This is a genomic window from Aquirufa sp. TARAVU-A1A (genome assembly GCF_054558675.1).
On the sequence record NZ_JBPXKP010000002.1, the window covers coordinates 129,838 to 145,966 of the forward strand.

Genomic DNA, 16,129 nt, shown 5'->3' on the forward strand with positions numbered 1-16,129 from the left:
GCCCGCTTGAAAAAATCCTTCCTACTTATACTGCTTCTTTTATCTGTTGGAAACCTTTGGGCGAACCATGCCATTCCGGATACCATTTCCATCGGGAATGTCCGTGTATCCATCCACCCTTCCGCAAAACCTATTTTCGAAAAGGAATTTGCCATGTTGGGGGCCAATAAAAAATACGTCGCTTCACTTGTCGACAAGATGCGCCTCTATTTCCCTGTCATTGAACCCATTTTAACGCAAGGAAACATCCCCCCTGAATTTAAATTTTTATGCGTTCAAGAAAGTTCTTTGAACCCAAATGCCATCTCTACATCGAATGCCGTTGGGTATTGGCAATTTAAATTAGAAACAGCCAAAGATGTAGGTTTAAAGGTGGATCAAGACATTGATGAGCGCCGACACATTATTGAGGCAACCAAAGGAGCTGTCAACTATTTTACGCGTAACAATGGAGTTTTAAATAACTGGGTTAGCACCTTACTCTCCTATCGGGTTGGCCTTGGAACAATCAAAAAACTGCCTTATGCAAGCAATTGGGCAGGAAAAACGGAAATAGAGGTTGATTCATCGACCGATTGGTACGTCTTGCGTTTTTTAGCCTACAAAGAGTTTTGGGCCGAACAAATGGCTAATCTTCCAGTCCTAAATGACAGCACAAATTTGATTACCCATGTAGATACCAAAGGCAAAAACTTATACGAATTGTCGGATGAATTAAAAATCTCTTACGACGATTTAAAGCGCTACAATGCCTGGATTTTAAAAGATTGGATTCCTACAGACAAGAGTTATACGCTCTATCATCCATCGAATCTAAAGGTTTTCAATTCCGAAGAAGTCAAGCAAGAAGAGCCTATTTTTACTGCTTCTGTCGATTCTACAAAATTGTATGTTCCTGCCAAAAAGGTAAAAACACAAAACAAACAGATTCTCAGCGATCAATTTGAAATCCGCACACATACGGTTGTTTCAGGCGATAATTTAAGTAACATCGCCACGCGTTATGAGATGAAATTAGCCGACTTACTTCGTTTAAATGACATGAATTTGTCTAGCATGATTACCATTGGTCAAAAAATCAAGGTTAATCGCCGAGTTCCGATGCTTGAAATCATCGCACAAAAATTAGATGAAAAAAGTGCCAAAGAAGAGCCTATTAAAAAAGCTCAAGCAGCACCTGCACAAGATTTCAAAGTAGAAGTAGAAGAAGTTCGCAAGATCTCTTCGAATGATTCAGAAAAGTCCTTTTACATCGCTCCTGCGGAATCACGCGAGATTGTGATTAAATCAGATGCAAAGGAGGAAACCAAAATCATGGAGCAAACGCAGGTTAATCCTACTAAAGAATCGCCGATTGTCGCACCTGAAGTAGCAAAACAACCTGCAGGAACGGTTTTCTATATTCATGAAGTAGAAGCTGGCGAAACCTTGTTTAAGATTTCAAAAATCTACCAAGTCAGCATTGAAGACCTAATCAAATGGAACAACCTTGGCAAAAACCCAAGTATTCGAGTAGGTCAAAAAATTAAATTGAAACCTTAGATTAACCGGAGCATGTAAAGCCCGTCACGAAGGGGCAACAGCATTTTTTCTACCCGAGGATCATCCAAACACTTTTGATTAAACTCACGCAAAGCATTTGTGGATTTATCTGTTGCCTTAGGATCAACTATTTTACCGCTCCAAAGCACATTGTCAACTAAAATCAATCCACCTGGTCGCATTTTGGATATAATTAAATCGAAATACTTCGCATAATTACGTTTATCCGCATCGATAAAAACCAAGTCGATGGGTCCATCAATTTTAGCTAATTCTTGCTGCGCGTCTGCAATCCGATAATCGATTTGCTTCGCATAATCAGAACGGTCGAAGAAGGAACGTGTGAAACTTTCCAACTCTTCATTGATATCAATCGTAATCAATCGGCCATTGGCCCGCAACCCCTCCGCTAAACAAAGGGCCGAATAACCCGTATACGTACCTATTTCAACGATTAATTGCGGAGACATCAGTTTGGACAACATAGACAAATACCGTCCCTGTAAATGACCAGATAGCATACGAGGCTGCAAAATGCGCGCATGCGTCTCTCGATCCAAGGATTGCAATAATTCAGAGGGTTTATCTGAAAATTGTCTTGAATACTCCTCGATGGCTTCGTCGATGAATTCCATTACTTAATTCCTGTATAAAAGAAGTCCAAGGATTCTGCAGGCTTATCACTCAAGAAATAATCATCTACCTGAATGGAATTAACCAAATCATTGCTCGATTTCGAAATCGATAAGCGACTCAAACGATTCGCGATATCATAGGGAACCTGCAACCACGTACGTGGCAAACGATATTGTAAATTGAAAATATCAAAACGCGTGATTTTCTTCACTGATTTCTTATTTGCTTCGTAATAATCCATCACTTTTTGATTGCCATGGACACCTTGCATGATCACCTCTGAGAAGTATTTTTTCATCAAATCCCCCAATTCATTCGCTAAATACTCACGCACATGCCATGGATTACGCGATAATGAAAAATCACGATTCACCGTTGTCAAATACAATTTCCCACCTGGTTTTAATACCCGAGCTGCTTCTTGTAAGAAAAATGCATCATTCTCAATGTGCTCAATGACCTGAAACGTAATCACAAAATCGAAGTGATTATCAGGCAAATCCTGCAATGGAGGCAAAAACATATCTATAAACTTGAAATCAGGATATTGCGCCGACAAGCTCTGCATCAATTCCGTGTTTTTATCTACACCTGTATAGGCACTTACTTTATCCGCCAAAACAGCCACGCCACGACCTGTCCCACAACCTATTTCTAATACATTGCCGCCAACTAACGAGCTAACATGTTGGTAAGGAAACAATAATCGTTGGTGAACCGGATTATCCGAAGGAATTTCAGACGAGGCAATTTCAGTAGTTTTGTACATGCAGATTAAATTTGACACAAAGGTAAAATTTTTAAGGCAGAATCTGTAATTTGAAATATGCTTTCCTTGTTTCCCGTTTCAAGTTCTGAAAACCTGTTGCCATTTGATGGTGAGGTCTATTATTATCCAAACTTCTTCAATCCTTCTGAAAGTCAGGCCTATTTAACGCAACTGACAGTGGAAATCCCATGGAAACACGATGAGCTAGTCATTTTTGGCAAGGTCATTCAAACGCGACGAAAAGTGGCCTGGTACGCAGATCACAATAAATCATACACTTATTCTGGTCGAACCAAGGTGGGACTTTCCTGGACTCCTACCCTTTTACGTATAAAAACTGCTATCGAGGACAAACTAAAAACGAGCTTTAATGGCTGTTTACTGAATTACTACCACGATGGAGACGATGGCGCCTCCTGGCATGCTGATGATGAGAAATCCATCCAAGTCAATAGTCATATCGCTTCCATTAGTTTAGGAGCCACGCGCAAATTCGAATTCAAACACAAGCAAACGCAGGAGAAAATCAGCCTTCTTTTAGAACCGGGAAGTTTACTCGTTATGCAGGGAACAACCCAAACTCATTGGATTCACCAATTGCCCAAATCAAAAAAAATCAAGGTTCCTCGGCTTAATTTGACATTCAGACAAATGATTTAAAAAAAAATGCCGACCTTCGTGTCAAATTTACAGCAATCAACGTGTCAGAAGAAAACGAATCAAGACAGCCATTTAAGCGCCCATTTAGACATTTCACAAGTCCTAAAACAGAAAACAAAGAGTTTGTTTTTGGGGTACAATCCGTATTGGAAACACTTCGTTCGGGAAAAGAAATCGACCGCTTATTAGTTCAGCGCGAGTTAGGAAACAGTGAAATCCTGGACTTAGCACGTGAGAAGGGCATCCAAGTACAGAAAGTTCCTTTAGAAAAATTGAATCGCATCACGCGTAAAAATCACCAAGGAGCCATCGCTTTCGTTTCAGCCATCCATTATGCCAAATTGGAAAATGTCATTGCTGATACGTTCGAAAAGGGAGAAATTCCTTTCATTTTGATTCTAGACCGCATCACAGATGTGCGTAATTTTGGTGCGATTGCCCGTACAGCTGAATGTGCAGGAATCCATGCCATCGTCATCCCAGCACGTGGAGCCGCTCAAATCAATGGCGATGCCATGAAAACTTCTTCAGGCGCCTTGAACTTCATTCCGGTTTGTCGGGAAGATAGCTTATTACAAACCGTCGATTTCCTACAAAACTCCGGCTTAAAAGTCGTTGCTTGTACAGAGAAAGGTCGCAGTTCTGTTTATGCCGTTGATTACAGCGGACCTGTTGCCATCATTATGGGATCAGAAGAAGATGGAATCTCCGACGAATTAATTCGTAAATCCGATGATTTGGCAGTTATTCCACAAAGTGGCCAAGTTGGCTCACTCAATGTATCAGTTGCAGCGGGTGTGGTTATTTTTGAAACCGTTCGCCAAAGAAGCATTTAATTCTTTCGTAATATTTGTGTCGCCGAAGCCTGTGCTTTCGGAAGAATGGTTACGTCCGCAATGTTCACATGTGCTGGAGTTGTGACAATATACCGAATCAAATCCGCAACATCCTCGGCAACTAAAGGTTCGAATCCCGCATAAACTGCATCAGCTTTTTGTTGGTCACCCTTAAATCGCACAGCCGAAAAATCCGTATTCACCGCTCCAGGTGCCACATTCGAAACTTTGATGCCATGAACATTTAAATCTTGACGCATGCCTTGCGAAAGCGCCTCTACAGCGGCTTTGGAAGCGCAATACACATTCCCATTCGGATAGGTTTGCTTGCCAGCTATCGAAGATAAATTAACAATATGGCCCGCAGCACGTTGAATCATCCCTGGGATAACCAAACGGGAAACATTTAATAAACCATCCACATTACTATGCATCATCGCATCCCAGTCGGCAGGATCCCCATCCTGAATCGCACTCATGCCATGCGCATTTCCCGCATTATTAATCAAAACATCAATGTTTTGCCAAGTCTCAGGAAGTGATTGAAATGCTGCCTCTACCCCATTGCGATCACGTACATCAAAAGTTAGTAAATAGGAATCCGTAGGCAATTCATTTTTCAATGCTTCCAAACGCGCTAAGCGGCGTCCACAAAGAATTAAATGATATCCAGCAGCAGCTAATGCTTTTGCCGTTGCTAATCCGATACCTGAGCTCGCGCCCGTGATGCATGCAATTTTATTCATGGTAAAAATTTTTATCGAAGGTAATGCCTTCGAGGTGTTCTAAAAAATTTGCGCGTAATTTGTATTAAATATTATAACGCATGAACTTCTTAATTGTTGGACTAGGCAACATCGGCCCCGAATATCTTTTCACTCGACATAACATCGGCTTCATGGCTTTGGATTACCTAGCCAAAGATAAATCAATCAGCTTTAGCCAAGACCGATTAGGCGCCATCGCATCTTATAAGCTTAAAGGACACCAAATAAATTTACTAAAACCGAGCACTTACATGAATTTAAGCGGCAAGGCGGTAAATTATTGGTGCCAACAATTAAAAATAGAAAAAGAACGCCTATTAATACTAACGGATGATATCGCATTGCCTTTTGAAACACTTCGTTTAAAGCCCAAAGGCTCCAGCGGTGGCCATAATGGCCTTAAAAGCATCGAGGCGACATTGAATACACAAGAATATGCACGTTTGCGCATGGGGATTGGTTCTGATTTTTCGAAAGGCCGACAAGCTGATTTTGTATTAAGTAACTTTTCCGAAGAAGAAATTGAACTTATTCCATTCATCTTGAATCGATCGAATGAAATCATTGATTCATTCTGCCTACAAGGCATCCAACAAACAATGAACAAATACAACCAATGATTGTACTTTTTAAAGAATTTTATAATTTTTCCTAAATTTTTGAATTAGAATTATCCCAAAGGTTTACAATTGTTATCCAAATTTAATTTGGAATTAATTCAAAAAACATTAAAATTATTCTGATTTTTAATCTAAAATCGAAAAATAATAAATTTTACATTCCAAAATTGTCCAAAAGCAAGTTTTGCTATATTAAAAAAATGCAATAATTTTGTATCGTTGATTTAGTTAATAAATATAACGAATTTATGAAAAAGCAATTTTTAATGGTTAGCGTTTTAGTAGGACTAAGCCTAACAGCAACAGCGGTAAATGCGAGCGGAACGGCATCAAATGTAGATGCGTCGACAACAGTATTGTCACACAAAAAAGAAACCCTATCTGAAGTTATTCAGTCATTGATAAAGAAAGATTTTGTAGGAGCTTACGCATCTACATCAGCAAGTTTAACAATTTCGATTTTAGAGAATTACCAAAACAACCAGTCGGCTTATTTAAAAGCTAGCAAGGCAGAACAAGCTCTTTTCAACGAGACGGTTCAATCCATTGTGAATCAGGCAGGTGTTTCGGATGAAAAAACGAATAATTGGGTAAAAGAAATCAATAAATCTGCGAAAGCAATTAATGCAATCTGGTCTGTATTGGCCATTGAACCTAAAATTGAGGCAGATTTCACGAACGAATCAGAACAAAATCAAGATTTGATCGTTGTATTTCAAAATTAGATTGTAAGTAGTTTTCATAGTTAAATAGGTTTAGAGGTAATCAAAAAAGGCGCTGTTTCTAACGGCGCCTTTTTTATTTTTTTTGCATTAAACTCATATTATTTAAACAAAACATCTATATTTGTATAAATTTTCATAGTTAAATAGGTTTAGAGGTTAAACAAATAAGGCCAGAAGTTTCTTCTGGCCTTATTTTTATTTCAACATTTGGATAAGCTATTAGCTAATCGAAGCACCATTCCAGATCGCCTTACTCGGCTGCATGAAGGCCAAACTACCATCAGCATCTTCCGCCATTAAGATCATCCCCTCACTCTCCTGCCCCATAATTTTACGTGGCGCTAAATTCGCCAAGAAACAAACTTGTCGGCCTATCACATCCGCCGGCTCAAAATGCTCAGCAATACCACTTAAAATAGTACGCTCTTTTTGTCCATCATTAACTAACAATTTCAACAACTTTTTACTCTTTTCGACTTTCTCCGCCGCGGTGATGTGCCCCACGCGTAAATCCATCTTGGTAAATAATTCAAAATCAATGGTCTCTTTGATTGGATTCACTTGCTTACTCGCTAATTCCATCGCTTCTTTCGTTTGCTTTAATTTATCAACCTGTGCTTGAATCACATCGTCTTCTAATTTCTCAAATAATAATCCGGGATTAGCCAGTTGCTGCCCCGTTGGTATTAATTCAAAATCACCGATTGTCGACCAATCAGCTTCTTGAATTCCCAAGGCAGCTCTTAATTTAGCAGCCGTAAATGGAATAAAAGGTTCCAAAGCAACGGAAGCATGTGCCACCAATTGAACCGCATAATTCAAAACAGTTCCTGCCTTCTCTTTATCTTCTTTGATAATTTTCCATGGCTCCGCATCGGCCAAATACTTATTACCAATCCGCGCGATTTCCATCGCTAACACCAAAGCATCCCGGAATTTATAATTCGCTAAAGCAGCCTCTAACTTCGCCGGAATATCAGCTAATGCTTGCTTGACATCGTCTTCTAAACCTGTTCCAGAAGCCTTTGCAGGTACGATACCATCAAAATTCTTATCAATCAATACAAACGCCCGGTTCACAAAATTGCCCAAAATAGCAACTAATTCTGAGTTGTTTTTGGTCTGAAAATCAGCCCATGTAAAGTCGGCATCTTTAGTTTCTGGACTTGATGCCGTCAATGCATAACGCAATACGTCTTGCTTACCTGGAAAATCCTGTAAATATTCATGCAACCAGACCGCCCAATTACGCGACGTTGAAATCTTATCCCCTTCTAGGTTCATGAATTCGTTCGCCGGCACTTGGTCTGCTAATTGAAATTCCCCATGCGCCATACACATGGCTGGAAATATCAAACAATGGAAAACAATATTATCCTTTCCAATAAAATGTACAATCCGACTATCCTTCGCCTTCCAGTACTTCTCCCAATCCGCCGTTAATTGGCTTGTCATGGAGATATATCCGATCGGTGCATCAAACCATACATAAAGCACTTTCCCTTCCGTATCTGGCAAAGGAATCGGCACTCCCCAACTTAAATCACGGGTCATGGCACGCGGACGAAGTCCATCTTGCAACCAGGATTTAACTTGACCACTAACGTTTGGCTTCCATTCAGGATGCGAATTCACATAATCCTCTAATGCTCCTTGCCATTGATCCAAAGGCAAGAACCAGTTTTTGGTTTCTTTTAAAATCGGCGAAGCACCACTTAGAGACGACTTAGGATTGATTAACTCTGTAGGTGACAACGACGACCCACATTTCTCACATTGATCCCCATAAGCACCCGGCTGATGACATTTGGGACATTCGCCTGTAATGTAACGATCAGCTAAGAACTGATCCGCAGCCTCATCATAATACTGTTCAGTTACCTCTTCGATAAATTTCCCTTCCTTGTATAAATGCAAGAAAAAATCTTGCGACATCTTGTGATGCACAGGATCTGATGTTCTGCCATAAATATCAAAGGAAATACCAAAATCTTCAAAAGAAGATTTGATGTTCGCATAATAGTAATCAACCACATCTTGCGGCGTTTTCCCCTCCTTTTGTGCCTTTATCGTAATAGGCACCCCATGCTCATCCGTACCGGAAACAAAAATAACATCCTGCTTCTTTAAACGTAAATAGCGCACATAAATATCAGCTGGCAAATAACATCCTGCTAAGTGTCCGATGTGAATTGGACCATTCGCATAGATTAAAGCGGCCGTGACAGTTGTCCGTGAAAACTCCGACATACAATAGTTTTAAAATGAACTACAAAAATAGGACATTTTCACTCATAAAATTCCAAAAGACTACTTGCACAATCAAAAAAATAAATTTATCTTTGCGAACATTTTAATTCAAAAAGGAAAAAATACATGTTAATTATTTCGATCAAAGAGAACGAGTCAATTGATAAAGCCCTTAAGCGCTTTAAAAAGAAGTTTGAAAAAACAGGTGTAGTAAAAGAATTACGTAGAAGATCTGCTTTTGAAAAACCATCAATCGCTCGTCGTACGGAAATGATTCGTGCTGCTTACAAGCAAAAGACATACGGAAATATCAACAACTAGTTTGTTTCGATTTTTCCTAGAATTGACTACTTTCGATCTATGAATCGCGAAGTAGTCAATTTTTTTTTACAGCACCTACAAGTAGAACGGCGATTAAGTCCTTTAACGCTTCGCTCCTACGAAATTGACCTCCTTCAATTTCTCGATTTCCTTGCCCCCGAAAACCTACTTGTCAGTCAAATCAAAAGCCAAACGATTCGTGCTTGGCTCGTAGCATTATCCAATCAAGGCATACAAAACCGCTCCATTAACCGAAAACTGGCTACACTTCGCACTTTTTACAAGTATTTACAGCGGCGCGGGGATGTGACCGACAATCCCATGCAAACGATTCGCATGGTTAAAACGAGTAAGACATTGCCCACATACCTGCGAGAATCGGAGATGGAACAGGTCTTTGCCCAACAAGAAATCCCAAAAAATACATTTGAAGAGGTACGAGACCAACTCGTTTTAATGTTACTCTATGGGACAGGAATGCGCTTGGCGGAATTGATTCAGTTGACGCTCCAACAAGTTAACTTATCCGCAAAAACCTTACGGGTTATCGGGAAACGCAATAAAGAACGTATTATTCCCATGCCAACGATACTCGTAGATCTCGTGAAGCAATATCAAGCGCTGAATCCCTTTCAGAGCCAATATTTACTACTCACCGACAAAGGAGAATCTTGTTATCCGATGTTCATCCAACGCTTAGTCAAGAAATATTTAGGAGAAGTTAGTACCCTAGAAAAGCTTTCGCCCCACGTGTTGCGACATAGCTATGCAACCCACCTGTTGAATCGAGGGGCTGATTTAAACGCAATCAAAGAATTGTTGGGGCACGCAAATCTAGCTGCAACGCAGGTTTACACACATAATTCGATGGAAAAGCTGAAGGAAATTTACAAACAAGCCCACCCCAAAGCCTAACGAATCATCGGGCCTTGTTGGTTAATTTGTGAAACATAGGCCTCCGACCCAATTCCCACAGCATTAAAGGCTTCAGACATTGCTTTAGCGACCAATTTCGCAGTTTCTTCCCCTTTCGATAAGGCAAACAAAGAAGGTCCAGAACCCGAAATAGAACAGCCTAAAGCACCAGCTTGTAGCGCAGCCGCTTTCACTTCTTGAAATTGAGGGATTAAAATAGAACGTGCAGGCTCGACAATCACATCAACCAATGAACGGCCAATTAAATCATAATCCGACGTTAGTAAACCCGCCACTAAACCCGCCACATTCCCCATCTGCGTGATCGTTTTACCTAAGGTAATTTCACGTTCAAGGATACGACGAGCATCTTTGGTATTCACTTCAATCTGCGGATGAACGATACTTGCATACAAATCTGAGGGCGTAGGCAATTGAATGATATCCAAGGGATCGTAACTACGAATCACGACAAAGCCCCCTAATAAACTAGGACCCACGTTATCCGCGTGCGCTGAACCACAGGCCACACGCTCTCCCTCCATGGCGAAAGGCAATAATTCTTTTTGACTTAAGGGTTTCCCCATCAATTCATTGGCAGCAAAAACACCTGCTACCGCAGAAGCCGCAGAAGATCCCAAACCGGATCCCAAGGGCATATCTTTGTGCAAGGAAAGCTCAAAACCTTGATCGGGTTGACCAATAAATTCCAAATATTTCAAGATGGCAATCCCTGCAGTATTTTTGGCAACTTCCTTAGGCAAGCGACCTTCATCACCGGTAATTTCTTTGATTACAATACCTGGAGTTGATTTTTTCGTCAAGACAACTTCATCACCCGGACGATTCACCGCAAATCCAAAAATATCAAATCCACAAGCTACATTGGCAACAGTTGCAGGGGCATATACGCGAATACTTTCCATATTAAGACAAATAGCTACCAATTGACACAATATCAGCAAAAACACCCGAAGCGGTTACTTCAGCACCAGCACCTGGCCCCTTAATTACCAAAGGACGATCATGGTAACGCTTTGTCGTAAAGGCAATTACATTATCCGCACCATCCATTTGATAAAACGGATGATCAGCACCTACGGCACGTAAACCAATGGAAATCTTCTGATTTTCTAGTTTTGCAATGTAACGAAGCACTTTTTTCTCCGCGTATGCATCATTGACCAAAGCTTCAAAATATGCATTCGCCTTGTCCAATTCTTCAAAAAACGCATCGACTGTTGGCGCTGCCTCACATGCCGGAGGGATGATTTTTTCAATCGTTATATCTGCAAACTCTAGTTTCAATCCAATTTCCCGACTCAAAATCAAGATCTTTCGCGCCACATCCATACCGCTCAAATCTTCCCGAGGATCGGGTTCTGTATAGCCTTTGGCTTTTGCTTCACGCAACACAGCAGCGAAAGATTTACCAGGAACAAACTGGTTGAATAAGAATGACAAGGTTCCTGAAAGAATTCCTTCAATCTTCTCGAATCGATCGCCTGAGGCAATCAAGCCTTGCAAGGTATTAATCACGGGCAAACCCGCCCCTACATTCGTCTCATACATAAACTTCACTCCTTTGCTTAAAGCTGTTTGGTGCAAAGCCGCATATTGCTCATAAGGCCCAGAATTCGCAACTTTATTCGGCGTTACCACCGAAACATTCGCTTCAAACAGACCTAAATAATGTTGGTGTATTTCCTTACTCGCCGTGCAATCCGCAAAAATGGAATTCGGCAAGTTCAATTGCTTGATTTCATTTACAAATTGATCCAATGAAGCCGAAACACCCGTAGACTCCAATAACTCAATTGCTTGATCGATTGGAATACCTGCAGGGTTAATCAGTTGTTTACGTGAATTTGCGATACCCACTAATTGAATGCGTAGACCTTTGTATTTTTCTAAATAGCGCTCTTGCCCAACCAATTGGTTTAACAAGGTTTTACCAATCAAACCAGCACCTACTAAATATAGGTTCAAGGTTTTGATTTGTGAGAAGAAGAAGGTCTCATGAATGACATTCAAGGCCTTAGAAAGGTCTTTCTTCTCGATAACAACAGATATATTCAACTCGGAACTACCTTGTGCCGTGGCAACAATGTTAATTCCATTTTTACCTAAAACAGAGAATAAACGGCCACTCACACCCGTATGCTTACGCATCCCCTCGCCTACAACCGCAATAACCGATAAATCCAGTTGGATATCAATGCCTTCAATATCCCCCGAAGCAATTTCCTGAGCGAATTCTTTGGCTAAAATCTTATCTACTTTCGAAGCCACTTGCGGATCAATCGCGAAACAGATCGAATGTTCCGATGAGGCTTGCGAAATCAACACTACAGAAATCTTTTCTTTAGCCAACACGGTAAAGAGTTTTGCTGAAACACCCGCCACACCGATCATCCCTGAACCTTGAACATTAACGAGCGCCAACTCATCAATGGAGCTAATACCAGTAATAATATACGGGCTTGGAGAAGATACACGTGATACAACGGTTCCTTCAAAAGCTTGATTAAATGTATTTAAAACCCGAATAGGGATATTTTTCGCAAAGGCAGGCTGAAGAGAAGGAGGATAAATAACCTTCGCGCCAAAATGAGTTAATTCCATCGCTTCGGCGTATGAAATCGAAGGAATCGTGAATGCGGCAGCCACTTTACGTGGGTCAGCAGTCATCATACCATCGACATCTGTCCAAATTTCAATCTCTTGTACCGATAAAGCCGCCCCAAAAATGGATGCTGTATAATCGGAACCACCGCGGCCCAAAGTTGTCGTTTCACCCCCGTCATTAGAACCAATAAAACCTGTGATAAGCGCAATTTCACCCGGATGAGCAGCAAAATTTGCGTGAATTAATGCATTGGTTTCTTCAAAACGAACCTCAGCTTTACCAAAATGACTGTTGGTTTTCACCACATCCCGCGCATCCAAAAAACGAACAGGTAATCCGCGTTGTTCCAAGATAGCTGCAATCAATGCAGTCAAGAGACGTTCTCCAAAACTCACTAATAAATCCGATGTTTTGGGCGAAATCTCATGAATTAAATTGATTCCTTTCAGCACATCACGCAATTCATTCACCAATGTACGAATCTGAGCAATAACTTGCGATTGAGCTGTTACAGGGATAAAATGGCGGATAATTTCGAAATGACGCGCCTCAATTTCTTCGATGATTGTATGATCAAGCGTCTTCTTACTAGCAGCTGTAGATCCTGCAGCTAATAAAACGTTCGTAACTCCACCCATGGCAGAGAAAACAACGGCGAATGAAGATTTTACTTGATGATTGGCTTCGATAATTGCCAAAACTGATTCGATACTCGCAATGCTCCCACAACTGGTACCACCGAATTTTAAAATTTTTTCCATCAGAAAAGAAAATGAAATGATTCTTGACTCTACAAACAGCCAAGTAATTCTACAAATATACTAGTTTAAGCCGTATTTCCCCCAAGAACCTTATGTCCTTTCCGCTTTCTTTTCGAAATTTTCTGATAATTTTCTGACATCACAGAGATATTCCCATCCACCTCAAAAACCGCCAAATCCACTTCTTCCAATTTCAATATCCCATGTTCCCGGATGGCCGCATTCAACTGCTCCGCATTCAAGGATGCTTTCGCCAAACCATTCGCAATAATCTTTCCTTGATATACCAACACAACTGGGTCTCCCTCCACAACTTTACTCAAACCAGGGAAGGTTAACTCTAGCTTTTTGAATATAAAATTGGTCGCAAATAAGGCAAAGGCAGCAAACAATCCACCTGATAAGGATGTATCTGTTCCGACCATGGCGTTTTGAACGGAATTAGAGATCAACAAGATGAAAACTAAATCCACGACCGACAATTGCGCAAACTCTTTCTTCCCAAAAAGACGAATAGCCGCCACGATGAACACGTAGACGGCTATTGATTTGAGGGCTATGATTGCAAAGCCTTCCATATTACTTTTTCTTTTCGGCCGCCATAACCATTGAAAGGTTATTTTTGGCAGCTAAATCATATACATCCGTTAAATCCTGAACTGTTCTTGATTTATCAATTGAGATAATCAAAGAATTGGCTTTTTTCGTTTTTAAGATTTCTTTCAATTGACTATCTACTTGATCCAAGGCAAATGGCTGAGCATTTCCATCGATAAAGAAGTTGTTATTCGCATCCACTGAAACACGAATCGACTCCACAACAGGTGGGGTAACTTTCGTTGAATCTGCTTTTGGCAACAATAAACGAATGGCATCCGGAGATGCTAACGTCGAAATCATTAAGAAAAACATCAATAGAAAAAATAGAATATCCGCTAGGGCGCCTGTTTCTACTTCCGATGCTTCTCGTTCGCGCTTTCTAAAATTCATAGGATAATTTATTTTTTATTAGCAGGCTTGTGTAACAAGTCGATGAAATCCATCGCTACAATTTCCATTTTGTTAATCGAACGATCAATCATCGTTGTCAACAAAGTATACATCACATAAGCAATGATACCAACGATCAAACCCGAAGCGGATGTCACCATCTTCTCATAAATACCCGATGCAATCGTTGAAATTTCAATTTTATTTGAAGTCGAGATATTGTGGAAAGTACGAATCATACCCGTTACTGTTCCCAAGAAACCGAACATCGGTGCAATACGTGCAATCGAACTTAAAATACCCAAGTTCTTTTCCATGTTATAAATCTCTAGCTTCGCTTTGTTCTCAATGGCATCTTCAATATCACGAATAGGTGAACCTAAACGGCCTAAACCACGCTCTAACAAATTAGCGATTGGGAATTTTGAATTCTTGCAATACGTTACAGCACCTTGAATATTACCAGCTAAAAGCAATTCATTGATGTTGTGAAGAAAATTCTCATCAATACGTGATGTCTTACGAATGTATAAGTAACGCTCAATGAACAAAAACAAGGCAGCCGTAAACAAGAATAAGATTGGATACATAACATATCCCCCTTTTTCCAATAAACTTAAAACAGTGAATTCCTCGACTTGAGCAGCATCTAACAGAATAAAATTAAGATGTGAAGACATATAGCTTTGTTGAAAATTTTAATGATTTAATATAAACTTAAAGTTGGCCAAAAATATTGTCTTTTTCAAAAAAATAGCCCGCATTTATTCAAATAATTATTGAACGCTGTACCAATAACCTTCTTTAAGACTGTACATGGACATCCACAACTCCTTAATTGAGGTCTTTGCCATTACCTGAGCAATCAAATGATTGGCATAAGGCAACATGCTCGCACGAAATGCCTTCATTCCTGGGATTGCTTGCCTTTCAGCAACTGTCAGTTTCGCTATTTGGTCCATTAATGCATAAAATGCAGGTAAATCCAATTGATTAGCTTTTTCAATGTGCATTAAATGTCCTTGAGCCAATTGAATATCGGCCAAAGTTTCGAAGGCTCCTGCTGCTCCAATCAGTCTTTGCGGTTGATGTAGTTCACAAGCTTCATACAAGCTTTGTAATCCTGTTTGAATATAGATCGCTAATTCTTTGTCCAAATCCGCATGGTATTCACCTTCTTTTTGGAAAAGCGATTGCAATTTTAACCCGCCCAATTCGAGACTTGTTTTAAACAATATCGTTTGGCCTTGAAAGAGAATAAATTCCACACTACCTCCGCCGATATCCATCACCAAAGAAACGGCATCCCAGGGCTCAGGCAAGGAATGACGAATGCCTTGGAAAATAAATTCCGCCTCTTGAATTCCGGAAATCACTTCGATCGGTATTCCTAGTTGGCTTTCCACCAATTCAATAAACCCCGAGGAATTACGTGCATTCCGTAGAATACTTGTTCCTATTCCCTGAATAGAAACACAATTTTTATCTTGCGCATACCAAAGAAATCGTTCCAAAGCTTCGAGGGCTCTTGCCATGGCGTCCAACTGCAACAATCCTGTTTCCATGGCGCCTTTACCTAAACCCACCGGGCGGTGATCCTCATACAATAGCTGCAGCTGACCCGTTGAAGGGTCTTGATCAGCAATCAAAAGCTGAAATGTATTCGTTCCTAAATCAATTATCGCACGCGGCTGTGGCATTCAAATAT

17 protein-coding genes are annotated in these 16,129 nt (G+C 40.4%); 7 read left to right on the forward strand and 10 right to left on the reverse strand.

The features are described from left to right. The first annotated feature begins 6 nt into the window (after positions 1–6). Entirely contained in the window at positions 7–1,542 is a 1,536-nt protein-coding gene (locus V7S75_RS03230; protein WP_459511309.1) for a LysM peptidoglycan-binding domain-containing protein, read from the forward strand. Here the strand turns inward: V7S75_RS03230 and V7S75_RS03235 are convergent. Then, a complete protein-coding gene (locus V7S75_RS03235; protein WP_459511311.1) occupies positions 1,539–2,177 on the reverse strand; it encodes an O-methyltransferase in 639 nt (212 codons plus the stop codon). The genes V7S75_RS03230 and V7S75_RS03235 overlap by 4 nt on opposite strands. Continuing rightward, positions 2,177–2,947, reverse strand: coding sequence for a class I SAM-dependent methyltransferase (locus V7S75_RS03240; protein WP_377977136.1), 771 nt, complete (start codon positions 2,945–2,947; stop codon positions 2,177–2,179). The genes V7S75_RS03235 and V7S75_RS03240 overlap by 1 nt, the downstream gene beginning before the upstream one ends. Before the next feature lie 57 nt (positions 2,948–3,004). Between V7S75_RS03240 and V7S75_RS03245 the strand changes: the two genes are divergently transcribed. Both V7S75_RS03245 and rlmB read left to right on the forward strand, forming a co-directional pair. Beyond that, positions 3,005–3,607 carry an alpha-ketoglutarate-dependent dioxygenase AlkB family protein gene (locus tag V7S75_RS03245; RefSeq protein ID WP_459511314.1) on the forward strand — a complete coding sequence of 201 codons (603 nt, stop codon included), beginning with the start codon at positions 3,005–3,007 and terminating at the stop codon, positions 3,605–3,607. A 41-nt stretch (positions 3,608–3,648) separates the two neighbouring features. Further along, positions 3,649–4,443, forward strand: a complete 795-nt coding sequence (rlmB, locus tag V7S75_RS03250; RefSeq protein ID WP_377977138.1) for a 23S rRNA (guanosine(2251)-2'-O)-methyltransferase RlmB — start codon at positions 3,649–3,651, stop codon at positions 4,441–4,443. Here the strand turns inward: rlmB and V7S75_RS03255 are convergent. Continuing rightward, positions 4,440–5,189, reverse strand: a complete 750-nt coding sequence (locus V7S75_RS03255) for an SDR family NAD(P)-dependent oxidoreductase (protein ID WP_459511316.1) — start codon at positions 5,187–5,189, stop codon at positions 4,440–4,442. The genes rlmB and V7S75_RS03255 overlap by 4 nt on opposite strands. Positions 5,190–5,269: 80 nt before the next feature. Here V7S75_RS03255 and pth point away from each other — a divergent pair, with 80 nt between their 5' ends. Both pth and V7S75_RS03265 read left to right on the forward strand, forming a co-directional pair. Next, complete coding sequence (pth, locus tag V7S75_RS03260; protein ID WP_459511317.1) at positions 5,270–5,830, forward strand: aminoacyl-tRNA hydrolase; 561 nt, start codon at positions 5,270–5,272, stop codon at positions 5,828–5,830. 248 nt (positions 5,831–6,078) lie between these two features. Further along, positions 6,079–6,555, forward strand: coding sequence for a hypothetical protein (locus V7S75_RS03265; protein ID WP_459511319.1), 477 nt, complete (start codon positions 6,079–6,081; stop codon positions 6,553–6,555). Positions 6,556–6,774: 219 nt separating this feature from the next. Here V7S75_RS03265 and metG read toward each other — a convergent pair whose 3' ends face one another. Continuing rightward, positions 6,775–8,805, reverse strand: a complete 2,031-nt coding sequence (gene metG, locus V7S75_RS03270) for a methionine--tRNA ligase (protein ID WP_459511321.1) — start codon at positions 8,803–8,805, stop codon at positions 6,775–6,777. 126 nt (positions 8,806–8,931) lie between these two features. On the opposite strand from metG, the gene rpsU reads away from it, so the two are divergent. Both rpsU and V7S75_RS03280 read left to right on the forward strand, forming a co-directional pair. Then, entirely contained in the window at positions 8,932–9,126 is a 195-nt protein-coding gene (gene rpsU / locus V7S75_RS03275) for a 30S ribosomal protein S21 (RefSeq protein ID WP_377977143.1), read from the forward strand. Between the two features lie 39 nt (positions 9,127–9,165). After that, a complete protein-coding gene (locus tag V7S75_RS03280) occupies positions 9,166–10,041 on the forward strand; it encodes a tyrosine-type recombinase/integrase (protein ID WP_459511323.1) in 876 nt (291 codons plus the stop codon). On the opposite strand, the gene V7S75_RS03285 is transcribed toward V7S75_RS03280, so the two are convergent. The 6 genes from V7S75_RS03285 to V7S75_RS03310 all read right to left on the reverse strand — a co-directional run bounded on the left by V7S75_RS03285 (position 10,038) and on the right by V7S75_RS03310 (position 16,121). Next, positions 10,038–10,967 carry a homoserine kinase gene (locus V7S75_RS03285; protein WP_459511324.1) on the reverse strand — a complete coding sequence of 310 codons (930 nt, stop codon included), beginning with the start codon at positions 10,965–10,967 and terminating at the stop codon, positions 10,038–10,040. The two genes, V7S75_RS03280 and V7S75_RS03285, sit on opposite strands and share 4 nt — an antisense overlap. Before the next feature lies 1 nt (position 10,968). Further along, a complete protein-coding gene (gene thrA, locus V7S75_RS03290; protein ID WP_459511326.1) occupies positions 10,969–13,431 on the reverse strand; it encodes a bifunctional aspartate kinase/homoserine dehydrogenase I in 2,463 nt (820 codons plus the stop codon). A 65-nt stretch (positions 13,432–13,496) separates the two neighbouring features. Beyond that, a complete protein-coding gene (locus V7S75_RS03295) occupies positions 13,497–14,009 on the reverse strand; it encodes a DUF421 domain-containing protein (protein WP_459511328.1) in 513 nt (170 codons plus the stop codon). Between the two features lies 1 nt (position 14,010). Continuing rightward, positions 14,011–14,421 carry an ExbD/TolR family protein gene (locus V7S75_RS03300; RefSeq protein ID WP_377977148.1) on the reverse strand — a complete coding sequence of 137 codons (411 nt, stop codon included), beginning with the start codon at positions 14,419–14,421 and terminating at the stop codon, positions 14,011–14,013. 8 nt (positions 14,422–14,429) lie between these two features. Next, positions 14,430–15,101 carry a MotA/TolQ/ExbB proton channel family protein gene (locus V7S75_RS03305; RefSeq protein ID WP_315576549.1) on the reverse strand — a complete coding sequence of 224 codons (672 nt, stop codon included), beginning with the start codon at positions 15,099–15,101 and terminating at the stop codon, positions 14,430–14,432. Positions 15,102–15,197: 96 nt separating this feature from the next. Continuing rightward, entirely contained in the window at positions 15,198–16,121 is a 924-nt protein-coding gene (locus tag V7S75_RS03310) for a Ppx/GppA phosphatase family protein (protein WP_459511330.1), read from the reverse strand. Positions 16,122–16,129: the final 8 nt, after the last annotated feature.

Coding starts and splice junctions, on each gene's coding strand:
- V7S75_RS03295 (WP_459511328.1), bottom strand. CDS start 14,009: ATGGAAGGCTTTGCAATCATAGCCCTCAAATCAATAGCCGTCTACGTG.
- pth (WP_459511317.1), top strand. CDS start 5,270: ATGAACTTCTTAATTGTTGGACTAGGCAACATCGGCCCCGAATATCTT.
- rpsU (WP_377977143.1), top strand. CDS start 8,932: ATGTTAATTATTTCGATCAAAGAGAACGAGTCAATTGATAAAGCCCTT.
- V7S75_RS03240 (WP_377977136.1), bottom strand. CDS start 2,947: ATGTACAAAACTACTGAAATTGCCTCGTCTGAAATTCCTTCGGATAAT.
- V7S75_RS03310 (WP_459511330.1), bottom strand. CDS start 16,121: ATGCCACAGCCGCGTGCGATAATTGATTTAGGAACGAATACATTTCAG.
- V7S75_RS03285 (WP_459511324.1), bottom strand. CDS start 10,967: ATGGAAAGTATTCGCGTATATGCCCCTGCAACTGTTGCCAATGTAGCT.
- V7S75_RS03245 (WP_459511314.1), top strand. CDS start 3,005: ATGCTTTCCTTGTTTCCCGTTTCAAGTTCTGAAAACCTGTTGCCATTT.
- V7S75_RS03280 (WP_459511323.1), top strand. CDS start 9,166: ATGAATCGCGAAGTAGTCAATTTTTTTTTACAGCACCTACAAGTAGAA.
- V7S75_RS03265 (WP_459511319.1), top strand. CDS start 6,079: ATGAAAAAGCAATTTTTAATGGTTAGCGTTTTAGTAGGACTAAGCCTA.
- V7S75_RS03235 (WP_459511311.1), bottom strand. CDS start 2,177: ATGGAATTCATCGACGAAGCCATCGAGGAGTATTCAAGACAATTTTCA.
- V7S75_RS03305 (WP_315576549.1), bottom strand. CDS start 15,101: ATGTCTTCACATCTTAATTTTATTCTGTTAGATGCTGCTCAAGTCGAG.
- metG (WP_459511321.1), bottom strand. CDS start 8,805: ATGTCGGAGTTTTCACGGACAACTGTCACGGCCGCTTTAATCTATGCG.
- thrA (WP_459511326.1), bottom strand. CDS start 13,431: ATGGAAAAAATTTTAAAATTCGGTGGTACCAGTTGTGGGAGCATTGCG.
- V7S75_RS03300 (WP_377977148.1), bottom strand. CDS start 14,421: ATGAATTTTAGAAAGCGCGAACGAGAAGCATCGGAAGTAGAAACAGGC.
- V7S75_RS03255 (WP_459511316.1), bottom strand. CDS start 5,189: ATGAATAAAATTGCATGCATCACGGGCGCGAGCTCAGGTATCGGATTA.